The sequence below is a fragment of the Yersinia mollaretii ATCC 43969 genome (assembly GCF_013282725.1).
Taxonomy (GTDB): domain Bacteria; phylum Pseudomonadota; class Gammaproteobacteria; order Enterobacterales; family Enterobacteriaceae; genus Yersinia; species Yersinia mollaretii.
In genome coordinates this window covers 2,799,555-2,812,249 of record NZ_CP054043.1, presented here as the reverse complement: position 1 = coordinate 2,812,249, position 12,695 = coordinate 2,799,555, and the positions used below count along the sequence as shown (strand labels likewise).

Genomic DNA, 12,695 nt, shown 5'->3' with positions numbered 1-12,695 from the left:
TTAACTTATGCAGCAATTTCACCCTTAGCGATACCCAAATGATTTCAAGGTGCACAAAGGCACCTACAATTTAAAAGATGACGGGTATACGCTATTAGAGTTAGGCACCCCTATTTAGACAGGAAAAATATGCGAAATCGCACCTTAGCGGATCTCGATCGGGTGGTGGCATTAGGCGGCGGCCATGGACTCGGCCGAGTGATGTCAGCCCTTTCCCCTTTAGGCTCGCGCCTGACAGGTATTGTCACCACCACCGATAATGGCGGCTCAACTGGGCGCATACGTCGTTCAGAAGGTGGAATTGCGTGGGGCGATACCCGAAATTGCCTCAATCAATTGATTACTGAGCCAAGTGTGGCGTCTGCGATGTTTGAGTACCGTTTTACGGGCAATGGCGAATTGGCGGGCCACAATCTGGGGAATTTGATGCTTAAGGCGTTGGATCACCTCAGCATCCGCCCTATTGAAGCCATCAATCTGGTGCGCAGTTTACTGAAAGTGGAGGCCTGGCTTATTCCCATGTCTGAGCACCCCGTCGATTTGCTGGCGATCGACAGTGAAGGGCACCCGGTTTATGGTGAGGTAAATATCGATCAACTGGCACAGATGCCACAAGAGATGTTGCTGTCACCCCACGTCCATGCGACACGGGAGGCGATCGAGGCCATAGGGCAGGCAGATGTTATTCTGATCGGCCCCGGTAGCTTTTTAACCAGCTTGATGCCACTGCTGCTGCTGGATGATTTAACCCAAGCTTTACGGCGTAGCTCTGCCAGCATGATCTATATTGGCAATCTGGGGCGTGAGCTGAGTGTCGCGGCCGCCGCGCTCTCGCTGCAAGAAAAACTGGCCATCATGGAGAGCAAAATTGGCCGCAAAATTATTGATGCGGCTATTGTCAGCCCACGGATTGATATTAGTGGCGTGAAAGATCGAATTATTGTGCAGCAACCTCTGGAAGCCAAAGATATCCCTTACCGCCACGACCGTGAGCTATTGCGACTGGCACTGGAAGCGACCTTGCAACAGTTGGGTGGCGCGGCTTCCGCGTAAGCGAACTAGGGGCGTGGCTCCTTGGATTTAGCCTGTAATGCTGCGTTATCGATCATGTGGATATAGAGCGCTTCTACTTTAGCCCTTGCCCACGGGGTGCGGCGCAAAAACTTCAGGCTAGATTTAATGCTGGGATCACTGGTGAAACAGTTGATCTGGATACGGTATCCCAGCTCTTCCCAACCATAGTGCTCCACCAGTTTGGTCAGCAATTGCTCCAGCGTAATGCCGTGCAGCGGATCTTTGGATAAGTGTTCACTCATTATTTATCTCGCGCTTTATTAGGTGACAATTTTATCAGCCGCACACATTAATCAGGATTGGCTGATGCGACAAGCAAAATTGCCGATTTATCACCTGATGAGCACCAGCGGCCTCCTCGGCAACCCCTATCCATCAGGAGATGGCGATAAACTGCTGGCGCAACTGATGAACTTGGTCACGCAATTCTGCCGCCTGTTCAAACTCCAGATTTTGCGCGTAAGTGTACATTTTGGCTTCCAGCTCACGGATTTTCTGATCCAGCGCTTTCGGTGGCAAGGAGAGGTAGTTATCGGGATCGGCCACTTTGCCCCCCCGCCCTTTCCCTTTACCACGGGTAGACGGTTGGCCCAGTTGCAGAAGATCACCAATTTTCTTGTTAAGCCCTTGCGGAGTTATGCCACGTTCTTCGTTGTAAGCTTGCTGTTTGGCTCTTCGCCGTTCGGTTTCACCAATGGCTTTTTCCATTGAAGCCGTAATTCGGTCGCCATAAAGAATAGCTTTGCCGTTGAGGTTACGTGCCGCACGGCCAATGGTCTGGATTAAGGAGCGCTCAGAGCGCAGAAAACCTTCTTTATCGGCATCCAGAATGGCAACCAGCGAAACCTCCGGCATATCCAAACCTTCCCGCAGCAAGTTGATGCCCACCAGCACATCAAACTCACCCAGACGTAAATCGCGAATAATCTCAACCCGCTCAACGGTATCAATGTCCGAATGCAGGTAGCGTACCCGTGCGCCATGCTCCACGAGATACTCGGTGAGATCCTCGGCCATACGTTTGGTCAAGGTGGTCACTAGCACCCGCTCGTTAATCGCAGCACGGATACGAATTTCTGATAACAGGTCATCGACCTGTGTGGCGACAGGCCGCACTTCAATCAGTGGGTCAAGCAAGCCCGTAGGCCGCACCACTTGCTCAATGATATCGCCACCGGATTTCTCCAGTTCGTATTTGCCCGGCGTGGCCGAGACATAGATGGTTTGTGGTGCCGACGCTTCAAATTCTTCAAAACGCATCGGGCGGTTATCCAGTGCCGATGGCAGCCGGAAACCATACTCCACCAACGTCTCTTTACGTGAACGGTCGCCTTTGTACATGCCGCCAATCTGCGGGATCGTGACGTGGGACTCATCGACAATCAGCAAACCATCGGCGGGCAGATAGTCGAATAGCGTCGGCGGTGGCTCGCCCGGCCCACGGCCCGAAAGGTAGCGGGAGTAGTTTTCAATGCCAGAGCAATAGCCCAGTTCATTCATCATTTCGAGGTCAAATTGGGTTCGCTGAGCAATGCGCTGTTCTTCCAACAGTTTGTTGTTTTCTAACAGCACCTTACGTCGATCAGCCAGTTCGACTTTGATCTCTTCCATCGCCTGTAAAATACGCTCCCTTGGGGTAACGTAGTGCGTTTTCGGGTAAACCGTAAAACGGGGTACTTCGTGCTGTAGCTGGCCTGTCAGTGGATCAAATATCGAGAGCCGCTCAACCTCGTCATCGAACAATTCAACCCGCAGCGCCCACTCATCGGACTCAGCAGGGAAGATGTCGATCACCTCACCGCGTACTCGAAAAGTCCCCCGCTGAAATACCTGATCATTACGGCTGTATTGCAACTCTGACAAACGACGCAAAATTGAGCGCTGATCAATGATCATGCCCTTGGTCAGATGCAGCATCATTTTCAGGTATAAGTCGGGGTCACCCAAACCATAAATCGCGGAGACCGAGGCCACCACGATCACATCCCGCCGCTCCAGCAAGGCTTTGGTGGCGGAGAGCCGCATTTGTTCGATGTGTTCGTTTACCGAGGCGTCTTTTTCGATAAAGGTATCGGAGCTGGGGACGTAGGCTTCGGGCTGATAGTAGTCATAGTAGGAGACGAAATACTCGACCGCGTTATCAGGAAAAAACTCTTTCATCTCGCCATAAAGCTGGGCGGCCAAGGTCTTATTTGGCGCCAATACCATGGTCGGCCGATTTAAGTCAGCAATGACATTGGCGACCGTAAAGGTTTTACCTGATCCCGTCACCCCTAATAGCGTCTGGTGAGCCAGACCATTCTCCAGCCCCTCCTCCAGTTTACGGATGGCATCAGGCTGATCGCCCGCTGGTTTAAACTCAGAATGTAGTTTGAATGCTTTACTCATGAATTTGCTACCCGCCGGAGAAACACACTATCAGGAGGCTAATTATGAAAGCCCCATAAAATTTTACCACCCCTATGATACTGGATATAAAACCAGCTTCAAGCACCAAAGTGTAGGAATTTCTTTAAACACGGCGGCGTTGCTTCGTGACAGTGACACTCAGAGGCTCGTTGCACTGTAAAGGTATTTTATCCCCAACGATTAACATAAACACACTAGTGATAGTTAATTGATTAAGGATTATCCATTGACCTCAATTATAATTGACGACACTTGATTTTAATTAACTTACTGAAAATAAATGTTATTTATTAAAAGTAGAGAATCCGGACAACAGGGTCAGAAGCCGCGCCGGCTCTCGCTTGCCATCAGTTTTCTATGGCTAATGCACAAGGTTATCCACAGGAATGGTGGATAACTCATTCAACCCCATAGGGGCTGGGAGTTGGCGAAAAGCAAAGCTTGGCGATGAATTAGGGACTAATTAGCTTTTTTAGTGTTTTTTTTACATTTTTATTTCAGCATATATTTCAATTCGTACTAACTACCCGACTTGCTAATTCTACATTTTTCACCTTGTTACCCTCTGATCCAATCATTATCGCCGATCTGTTTTTCTGCACCATTTTCTCCACCAGAGCACCGCTTGAGTGCAAGGAATCCATCATTCACCACTCTTTCCCCCGCTGGCACTGGCATTTTCATGCCTAACCCCCGCGTTAAAACCATTTACAGCCCGTTAACATACAAGTTTTACCGCTGCCCACAGTAACTTGGCCCGAGAGTTGCTTCATATCTCTGTGAAACAGAGAGTTTACATGCACAACCACACAGCATAAGTGTGGTGTTTTATGCTGATCTGCCGCTATCAAGTATGCAAATTTGCTGGTTAATCCTTCGCTAGCCGTTACAGAACTCCGGGCCACCTGTGAACTACTGAGATCGACTGAGGAGAAGCACTGATGCTGAGTTTAACCGCTGTAAATCAATACTATGGCCAGACTCATATCCTTTGGGATATCAATCTGGAGCTTCCCCGTGGCCAGTGCACCTGTTTGATTGGGCGCAACGGCGTCGGGAAGACCACGCTAATTAATTGCATCATGGGTCATTTGCCGATTAAAAGTGGCACCATGACTTGGCAACCCCACCACCAGCCGCCACAAAACTTGCTACAGCAACCCGTCGAGGGACGCACCGCGCTGGGCATCGGCTATGTCCCACAAGGGCAGCAGATTTTCTCTCAACTGAGTGTCGAAGAGAACATGCTGATCGCCGTGTTGGCGGGCCGTCATAAGTCGCACCCCATTCCCGGTTGGATTTTTGATTTGTTCCCCCAACTACATGATAAACGCAGCCAGCGTGGGGGCGAGCTAAGTCGCAATCAACAGCAGCAGTTAGCCATCGCCAGAGCGCTGGTGGCAGAGCCGGAGTTGCTGATTCTCGACGAACCGGGGAACGGCACCTTACCCCCGTTGAGTGAGGATATCGGCAATATCCTGCATCAACTTAGTCGTAGCTTGGGTTTGACGGTGTTATTGGTGGAGCATCGTTTGCCGCTAATTCAGCATGTTGCCGATCGATTTTGCCTGATGGCGGGCGGCAGAAACGTGGCACAAGGGACACTGGATCAATTGGATGAAGATATGATTATTGAGCATTTAGCCAGTTGATGTGGCTTAGGTATCGCGGGCCTCCGCCAAGAGATAAAAGGGCTAATCATACCGATTGGCCCTCGATTTTCTATTCGCCCGACAGCCGCCGTAGATCCAGATAGCCGCCAAGATCACGGCGTTCAGTGGCGGGATGCTGAGTGAGATCAGTCAGATGAGGAATAACCCCCAATAGCGGTGCATCAATCATCCGCGTCAATGTCGCCAGATACTCCGCTTGCCGCCCCCCGGTTGGAATGACTTCATTTGCCACCCAACCAGCCAGTGTCAATCCCGCGTGTCGAATCGCCAGCGCGGTCAATAATGCATGATTGATGCACCCCAACTTGACCCCCACCACCAGAATGACTGGCAACTGTTCCTGCTCTACCCAATCAGCAAAAGTCGCTTGCGGGGAGAGTGGGGTAAACCAGCCGCCAGCCCCTTCGACCAGTATCCAGTCAGCGGATTGCTCAAGCTGCCGCAAGCCTTGTGATAGGGCCGATAAATGGATCTCGCGGCCTTCACTTTCGCTAGCAATATGTGGCGAGGTCGCTTCCAGCAGTGTCAGCGGATTTACTTGGGCATAATCGAGCGCCTCACTGCTGTTGGCCTGTAGCGCCAAAGCATCACTGTTGCGCAGGCCATCGGCCGTCATCTGGCTGCCAGAGGCGACGGGCTTATAACCCGCAGTCCGATAGCCCAGATGAGCGGCGGCTTGTAATAATGCACAACTGGCGACGGTTTTACCGACATCGGTATCCGTGCCAGTGATAAACCAACGGTTAATCACGATAAATAACCCCATAAACTAAGTGGTAACTCAGCGGGTAGTGACCCGCTTGCCGGTTATAAGCGCGTTGCAGCCCCAGCAGACGTTGACGCCCCCCCAAGCCAGCCTGACGGCCCCGATGTAAATGCGTGGCACCAATGCCCTGTAGCGAGCGCATAAGGGCTATCACATCGGGAAATTGTTGCTGATAGTGCTGCGGTGTCAGTTGGTGGCGATAGCCCTGACAGGCGCTGCTAATCTGCTGAAAAGGCAGGAAATCATTGACATGGCGCTTGCCATCAACTTGCTGCCACGCCTGCCCCAGCTCATCAAGCGAGCCTTCTGCCAACGTGGAGAAAAGGATAAGGCCGCCACGGCGCGTCACGCGATACAGCTCGGCTAAGGCCGCAGGTAAATCCGCGCACCACTGCACCGCCAGATTGCTAAAGCAGATATCAACTGAGTGATCTGACAGCGGAATCTGTTCGATGTCTGCCAGCAAATAGTCATCAGCGGCCTGCTGTTGGCGCGCGTAGTCCAGCATACCCACCGCAAGATCTAGCGCAGTGACTTGCTTGCCCAGCTCCCGCCAGCGGCGACTGAAATACCCGGTGCCACAGCCCGCATCCAGCACTGAAACGCCGGGATGCTGATGACCCAGCGCCAGCAACGTCTCCCCGGTTTTTCGCTGTAAATCTGCCGCCGTATCGTAGCTGCCCGCTGCCCGGCTAAAAGCCGCCGCAATCGCGGATTTATCCACTGATACTGGCGGCATAGGTTCAGTGACAAGCGCCATACAGCCCCTCCAGTAATCTATCGATATCCTCCGGCTGATGCGCGGCGCTGAGGGTAATGCGTAATCTGGCTCCGCCCGGTGGGACAGTCGGGGGGCGGATTGCTGTCACCCATAACCCCGCCGCACGCAGTTGCTCTGCCAGTGCCAGAGTTTGCGCGTTATCCCCCACTAGCAGCGGCTGGATGGCAGTTTCTGATCCCCCTAATGACAAGGGTAAATCCGCCGCACCACGACGAAATTGCGCGATACGTTGCTGAAGCTGTTGACGTAGATCATCCGCTTGCTGAATGCGTAACAGTGCGGTTTGCAGCGCAATGGCCTGTGCAGGCGGCATCGCCGTGCTGTAAATCAGGTGGCGAGCATATTGCAGCAGGTATTCAGCCACTGGATCTTGACATAGCACCGCCGCGCCACTGAGGCCAAATGCCTTGCCGAAGGTCACCACCAGCAGCTCAGGTTTTACTCCTTGTAACGCGCAGCTACCGCGCCCTCCTTCACCCTGCACACCAATGCCGTGTGCATCATCCACCATCAACCAGCCCCCTGCCGCCGTGGTGTGTTGCTGTAAAGCAGCCAGCGGTGCGCAGTCACCGTCCATGCTAAAAACGCCTTCGGTGACCACCAAGGTTTGGCCGGAACAGGGCCTGCCCAGCAACTTTTGCAGCGAATCCGGCTGATTATGCGCAAAGCGCCGCAATTGCGCTGGCGAGTGTGCCGCCGCCTCCAATAAAGAGGCATGGCTGAGTTTATCGGCCAGTATGCGGTCATCCGCGCCCATTAACGCCGCCAGCACCGCCTGATTCGCCGCATAGCCGGAGATAAACAGCAGTGCTCGCGGGTAGCCAAGCCAATCGGCCAGTTGCTGCTCCAATTGGGCATGGGGCTGGCTGTAACCGGTCACATGCCCGGAGCCGCCACTGCCAACACCGTAGCGCTGCGCGCCCTGTTGCCAAGCCGCTATCACGGCGGCATCTTGGCTTAATCCCAGATAGTCATTACTGGCGAAGTTGAGATAGTGCCGCCCATCGGCCTGTAACCCGCGCCCGTTGGCCCCCTCATTGACCTGACGAGTGCGGTAGGCCGCTGCATCGCGCCGCTGTTGCAGCCCGCTTTCTATCTTGCTTTGCCAGCTCATTACACCGCCGCGTTATAAAATTGGACGCGATCTTCGGGCGAAGAATCCCCGTGCAACAACTGCTCGGTCAAGTGTTGCTGCTGCTCGCGATCCCCTTGTTCAGTGGCGGTCTGTTGCGGGTTCAGCCCTAATTTGCGGAACAGTTGCAAATCTTTATCCTCTTCGGGATTGGGGGTGGTGAGCAATTTGCAGCCGTAGAAAATGGAGTTAGCCCCCGCCATAAAGCACATCGCCTGAGTTTGTTCGTTCATCTGCTCGCGACCCGCGGAGAGTCGCACGTAAGAGCTGGGCATCATGATGCGGGCCACTGCAATAGTGCGGATAAACTCAAAGGCGTCGACATCGTCGTTATTTTCCAGCGGGGTGCCCTTCACTTTGACCAGCATATTGATTGGCACACTTTCTGGCGGTTTGGGCAGATTCGCCAGTTGTACCAGCAGCCCGGCGCGGTCACGGACGGTTTCTCCTAGCCCGACGATGCCGCCAGAACAGACTTTGATACCGGCATCGCGCACTTCGCTGAGAGTATCCAGCCGCTCTTGGTAGCTGCGGGTGGTGATAATGCTGCCGTAGAATTCCGGCGAGGTATCCAGATTGTGGTTGTAGTAATCCAGCCCTGCGTCTGCCAGACGATGAGCTTGCTGCTTATCCAGCGTGCCGAGCGTCATGCAGGTTTCCATCCCCATCGCCTTGACGCCTTCGACCATCTGTTCCAGATAGGGCATGTCGCGCTCATGGGGATTTTTCCACGCCGCCCCCATACAGAAGCGGGTGGAGCCAGCCGCTTTGGCTTTTTTAGCCGACTCTAATACTTGCTCGACTTGCATCAGGCGTTCGCTCTCAAGCCCGGTTTTGTAGCGCGAGCTTTGCGGGCAATATTTGCAATCTTCAGGGCAGGCACCGGTTTTAATCGAGAGCAAGGTACTGACTTGGACTTGGCGGGGATCAAAGTGTTGACGATGAATCTGCTGAGCTTCAAACAGTAAATCCAGCAGCGGTTTTTCAAACAGGGCTTGGGCTTGCCCGACTGTCCAGCGAGTATAATTTGCCATTACGGCTTCTCCAAAGAAGAGAAAAAAGTGTCGTCAGTGTAAATAAACTCGATATACTGTCAACCATTCTTGTGACAAATTGGTTTACAACAAACTCCCATGACACCCTCTGACCTAGCTTTTGATCAGCGCCATATCTGGCATCCCTACACCTCAATGACCGACCCCCTACCCTGTTATCCGGTGGTTGCCGCCGAGGGAGTTGAGCTACAACTGGCAGATGGTCGGCGATTGATTGATGGCATGTCCTCATGGTGGTCAGCCATTCACGGCTATAATCATCCAGCTCTGAATCAAGCCGCGCATCAGCAGTTGGACAAGATGTCGCACGTGATGTTTGGCGGCATTACCCATCCTCCCGCCGTAGAACTTTGCAGGCAGTTGGTCGCCATGACCCCCTCGGCGTTGGAGTGTGTGTTTTTAGCCGATTCGGGTTCGGTGGCGGTCGAGGTGGCACTGAAGATGGCCTTGCAATACTGGCAGGCCAAAGGGGAGCGCCGTCAGCGGCTGTTGACCCTGCGTCATGGCTACCACGGCGATACTTTTGGCGCGATGTCAGTTTGTGATCCGCAGAATTCCATGCACAGTTTGTATCAGGGTTATTTAGCCGAGAATCTGTTTGTCACCGCGCCACAATGCCGTTTCGACGGAGAGTGGAACCCCGAGGAGATCACGGATTTCGCCGCAATGATGGACAAGCACTCCAGCGAGATTGCGGCGGTGATTCTGGAGCCGATAGTGCAAGGTGCGGGGGGGATGCGTATTTATCATCCTGCTTATCTGCGCGAGGTGAGAGCGCTGTGCGATCAGCATCAGATTTTGTTGATTGCCGATGAAATTGCCACTGGCTTTGGCCGTACCGGTAAGCTTTTTGCCTGTGAACACGCGCAGATCACACCCGATATTCTCTGTTTGGGTAAGGCGCTAACCGGTGGTTATCTGACCTTATCGGCCACACTGACCACCCGTCAGGTGGCTGAAACCATCAGTAATGGTGATGCCGGGTGCTTTATGCATGGGCCAACCTTTATGGCGAATCCTTTGGCTTGCGCGGTGGCTTCCGCCAGTCTGAATCTGTTGGCGGAGAATCATTGGCAGCAGCAGGTTAGCGCTATAGAGAGTCAATTGAGGGAAGCATTACTGCCGCTGGCAGAGCATCACGCCGTGGAGGATGTGAGGGTGCTGGGGGCAATTGGCGTGGTGGAGATGAAAGAGCCAGTTAATGTCGCCCGGCTGCAACGGGGATTTGTCGAACACGGGGTGTGGATTCGGCCCTTTGGTAAACTTATTTACCTGATGCCGCCTTATATTATCTCGCCAGAGGCCTTGACCCGACTCACGGATGCCGTGGCAAGTGCGGTGGAGAGTAGTCATTCGTGCTGAGCCAATACGTGCTAAGCCAATAATAATAGATGAAAACGGCCCTTTCAGGCCGTTAAAGTGAGAGACAAAGTGCCAGCGGCGGAGAGAACAGGCGGATCGTAAAGACGCCGTCTTCCCTTTGTAAAAATAAGCATCCCTGAAGGCTCGAGCCGCGCCATCCCTGGCGCGGACGCTTTACTCTTCCGCCTGTCCTCACCGTGTCAGATCGAGTCATCGAGGGTTTGTCATCATCTTGAACGGCCCTTTCGGGCAGTTCAACGTGGCAAGTAAAATAGCCCTATTGCGCCAAGATACTCACCCACATTGGGCCTTTACCCACCGCATAACGGCTCAGTGTTGTCAGCTCACCGCTGCTCTGATCGATACGATACACTTCGATATGATCCGATTTCTGACCGGAAGCAATCAGGAAATGGCCGCTATGGTCAATATTGAAACCGCGCGGCTGTGCTTCCGTCAGGTGATGCCCGACCAGTGAAATTTTACGGCCATCTTCAGAGACGCTGAAAATACCCAGCAAGCTGGCAGTTCGGTCACTGATATACAGATGGCGGCCGTTTGGCGTGATATGAATATCAGCGGCCCAGCGGGTGCCAGTAAAGTCAGACGGCATGGCATCCAGTGTCTGAATGAGCTGGTACTCCTGCCCATTATCGCTGATTTGGTACACATCCACGGAGCTATTGAGTTCATTCACACAATAGGCGACGTGCTGATTCGGATGGAAGGCCATATGGCGCGGCCCCGCGCCAGCAGCAACTGGGATATCCGCCTGTGCGTGTGGCGTTAACTTGCCCTCTGCGCTCAAATCAAACAGCCGCACTTTATCCTCTTTCAGGCAAGGGACCAGCAGGATTTGATTGGTTGGGTCAATATTCGCTGAGTGTGGTGCGGGTAAATCATCCAACTGCTGAATAGGTGCCTGAACCACGCCATGCTCATCAATAGGACTGATGCTGACACAGTTGAAGCTGTAGGAAGCAGAGAACAGGAAGCGCCCCTGTAAATCGGTGCCAATATGGGTCGGGCTACCAGGGAGGGGTGCCACACCAGCGGCAGTTAAGGTGCCATCGTCGGCAATGTTGTAGCTGACAATACCAAAGTCAGGGCGCACCCCAACATACAGATGGCGCTGATTCGGGTTGATTGCCATCGGTTGCACTTGGCCCGGCACGTCCACTGTTTGCAGCAGAGTTAATGCACCGGCGGAATCTAATTGCCAGACATGGATCTGTTGACTGTCTGGGCTTGCCACGTAAACCACTTGCTTCATCTCTACTCCTTAGTCGAGCCTGTTGGGCGCTGAGTCGAACCCATTGGGTAACCTGTTTAGCCAAATATCAATGATTAACACACTATTTTAGCCTAGCTTACCTGACTGGGTGGGCATAACAACAGTCTGGCGTTGTGTCGCTCAAACTTACCCCGCTGATTCTTAGCTGATATAGAGTCGGGTTTAATCAGTCGCTTATCCGGTGTACTATCAGAAAATCATATCGAAACATACTATTTCACTCGCCCCTTAAATGAGTCTGGGACTGCTATGACCTATCGCATAATTGCACTGGATCTGGATGGAACGCTACTGGATCACAAAAAACGTATTTTGCCTGAATCCTTATCCGTACTGGCACAGGCACGTGCTGAAGGCGTTAAAGTGGTGGTGGTAACGGGCCGTCATCATGTGGCGATTCATCCGTTTTATCAGGCGCTAGAGCTAGATACCCCCGCTATTTGCTGTAACGGCACCTATATTTATGATTACCATGGTAAAAAAGTGCTGGATTCAAATCCATTGCAGCCTAAACAAGCGGTTCAGGTATTGCAGTTGCTAGAGCAAACCCACATCCACGGGCTGATGTATGTCGATGATGCCATGCTCTATCAGCAAACCAGCGGGCACGTCACCCGTTCGCTAAGTTGGGCCGAGTCATTACCTGCTGCCCAGCGCCCGACACTGCTCCATGTCGATAGCTTATTAGATGCTGCCCACAGCGCCACCGCCATCTGGAAGTTCGCCACTTCTCACGCCGATACTGAGCAGTTGAAAGCCTTTGCTACCATGGTTGAAGATGAGATGGGGCTGGCCTGTGAATGGTCATGGCATGATCAAGTGGATATCGCGCAAGCGGGCAACAGTAAAGGTATGCGCTTGCAGCAATGGGTTGAGTCTCAGGGCATGAGCATGAGTGAGGTGGTGGCTTTCGGCGACAACTTTAACGACTTGAGTATGCTGGAGAGCGCCGGTCTGGGTGTAGCAATGGGGAACAGCGCTGATGCCATCAAGCAACGGGCTGATTTAGTTATTGCCGACAATGAACAGCCGGGTATCGCCGCCGTCATTCGCCAGCATGTTCTGGCCTGATAATTGAGTTGAATGGATCGCGCCACAGAGCAGTCCATTCACCCTCCCAGCCAGTCGGCCGGGAGGGTATTTCAATTT

At 53.0% G+C, this 12,695-nt stretch carries 11 protein-coding genes; 4 read left to right on the top strand and 7 right to left on the bottom strand.

The features are described from left to right. Window positions 1-129 precede the first annotated feature (129 nt). Window positions 130-1,053 carry a uridine diphosphate-N-acetylglucosamine-binding protein YvcK gene (gene yvcK, locus HRD69_RS12370; protein WP_004877841.1) on the top strand — a complete coding sequence of 308 codons (924 nt, stop codon included), beginning with the start codon at window positions 130-132 and terminating at the stop codon, window positions 1,051-1,053. A 5-nt stretch (window positions 1,054-1,058) separates the two neighbouring features. On the opposite strand, the gene HRD69_RS12365 is transcribed toward yvcK, so the two are convergent. Next, the gene (locus tag HRD69_RS12365; RefSeq protein ID WP_004877843.1) at window positions 1,059-1,316 is read right to left on the bottom strand and encodes a VF530 family protein; all 258 of its coding nucleotides are present in this window, start codon (window positions 1,314-1,316) and stop codon (window positions 1,059-1,061) included. Window positions 1,317-1,449: 133 nt separating this feature from the next. Beyond that, window positions 1,450-3,462, bottom strand: a complete 2,013-nt coding sequence (gene uvrB / locus HRD69_RS12360) for an excinuclease ABC subunit UvrB (RefSeq protein WP_004877845.1) — start codon at window positions 3,460-3,462, stop codon at window positions 1,450-1,452. A gap of 962 nt (window positions 3,463-4,424) precedes the next feature. Here uvrB and HRD69_RS12355 point away from each other — a divergent pair. Then, window positions 4,425-5,135, top strand: a complete 711-nt coding sequence (locus HRD69_RS12355; RefSeq protein WP_004877847.1) for a branched-chain amino acid ABC transporter ATP-binding protein — start codon at window positions 4,425-4,427, stop codon at window positions 5,133-5,135. A 70-nt stretch (window positions 5,136-5,205) separates the two neighbouring features. Here the strand turns inward: HRD69_RS12355 and bioD are convergent, their stop codons facing one another. The 4 genes from bioD to bioB are packed head-to-tail and all read right to left on the bottom strand — an operon-like array spanning window position 5,206 to window position 8,869. Next, the gene (gene bioD, locus HRD69_RS12350) at window positions 5,206-5,907 is read right to left on the bottom strand and encodes a dethiobiotin synthase (protein ID WP_086020027.1); all 702 of its coding nucleotides are present in this window, start codon (window positions 5,905-5,907) and stop codon (window positions 5,206-5,208) included. Further along, window positions 5,900-6,682 carry a malonyl-ACP O-methyltransferase BioC gene (bioC, locus tag HRD69_RS12345; RefSeq protein WP_032815543.1) on the bottom strand — a complete coding sequence of 261 codons (783 nt, stop codon included), beginning with the start codon at window positions 6,680-6,682 and terminating at the stop codon, window positions 5,900-5,902. Before bioC ends, bioD begins: the two co-directional genes overlap by 8 nt. Beyond that, complete coding sequence (gene bioF / locus HRD69_RS12340) at window positions 6,666-7,817, bottom strand: 8-amino-7-oxononanoate synthase (protein ID WP_004877851.1); 1,152 nt, start codon at window positions 7,815-7,817, stop codon at window positions 6,666-6,668. Before bioF ends, bioC begins: the two co-directional genes overlap by 17 nt. Beyond that, a complete protein-coding gene (bioB, locus tag HRD69_RS12335) occupies window positions 7,817-8,869 on the bottom strand; it encodes a biotin synthase BioB (protein ID WP_032815545.1) in 1,053 nt (350 codons plus the stop codon). The genes bioF and bioB overlap by 1 nt, the downstream gene beginning before the upstream one ends. A 99-nt stretch (window positions 8,870-8,968) precedes the next feature. Between bioB and bioA the strand changes: the two genes are divergently transcribed. After that, a complete protein-coding gene (bioA, locus tag HRD69_RS12330) occupies window positions 8,969-10,252 on the top strand; it encodes an adenosylmethionine--8-amino-7-oxononanoate transaminase (protein WP_004877853.1) in 1,284 nt (427 codons plus the stop codon). Window positions 10,253-10,529: 277 nt separating this feature from the next. Here the strand turns inward: bioA and pgl are convergent, their stop codons facing one another. Beyond that, window positions 10,530-11,525 carry a 6-phosphogluconolactonase gene (gene pgl, locus HRD69_RS12325; RefSeq protein ID WP_004875272.1) on the bottom strand — a complete coding sequence of 332 codons (996 nt, stop codon included), beginning with the start codon at window positions 11,523-11,525 and terminating at the stop codon, window positions 10,530-10,532. Window positions 11,526-11,795: 270 nt separating this feature from the next. Between pgl and HRD69_RS12320 the strand changes: the two genes are divergently transcribed. Then, window positions 11,796-12,617, top strand: a complete 822-nt coding sequence (locus HRD69_RS12320; protein WP_004875273.1) for a pyridoxal phosphatase — start codon at window positions 11,796-11,798, stop codon at window positions 12,615-12,617. Window positions 12,618-12,695: the final 78 nt, after the last annotated feature.

Bases quoted from the DNA above. Each gene is read 5' to 3' on its own strand.
- yvcK (WP_004877841.1), top strand. From the start codon at position 130: ATGCGAAATCGCACCTTAGCGGATCTCGATCGGGTGGTGGCATTAGGC.
- HRD69_RS12365 (WP_004877843.1), bottom strand. From the start codon at position 1,316: ATGAGTGAACACTTATCCAAAGATCCGCTGCACGGCATTACGCTGGAG.
- uvrB (WP_004877845.1), bottom strand. From the start codon at position 3,462: ATGAGTAAAGCATTCAAACTACATTCTGAGTTTAAACCAGCGGGCGAT.
- HRD69_RS12355 (WP_004877847.1), top strand. From the start codon at position 4,425: ATGCTGAGTTTAACCGCTGTAAATCAATACTATGGCCAGACTCATATC.
- bioC (WP_032815543.1), bottom strand. From the start codon at position 6,682: ATGGCGCTTGTCACTGAACCTATGCCGCCAGTATCAGTGGATAAATCC.
- bioF (WP_004877851.1), bottom strand. From the start codon at position 7,817: ATGAGCTGGCAAAGCAAGATAGAAAGCGGGCTGCAACAGCGGCGCGAT.
- bioB (WP_032815545.1), bottom strand. From the start codon at position 8,869: ATGGCAAATTATACTCGCTGGACAGTCGGGCAAGCCCAAGCCCTGTTT.
- bioA (WP_004877853.1), top strand. From the start codon at position 8,969: ATGACACCCTCTGACCTAGCTTTTGATCAGCGCCATATCTGGCATCCC.
- pgl (WP_004875272.1), bottom strand. From the start codon at position 11,525: ATGAAGCAAGTGGTTTACGTGGCAAGCCCAGACAGTCAACAGATCCAT.
- HRD69_RS12320 (WP_004875273.1), top strand. From the start codon at position 11,796: ATGACCTATCGCATAATTGCACTGGATCTGGATGGAACGCTACTGGAT.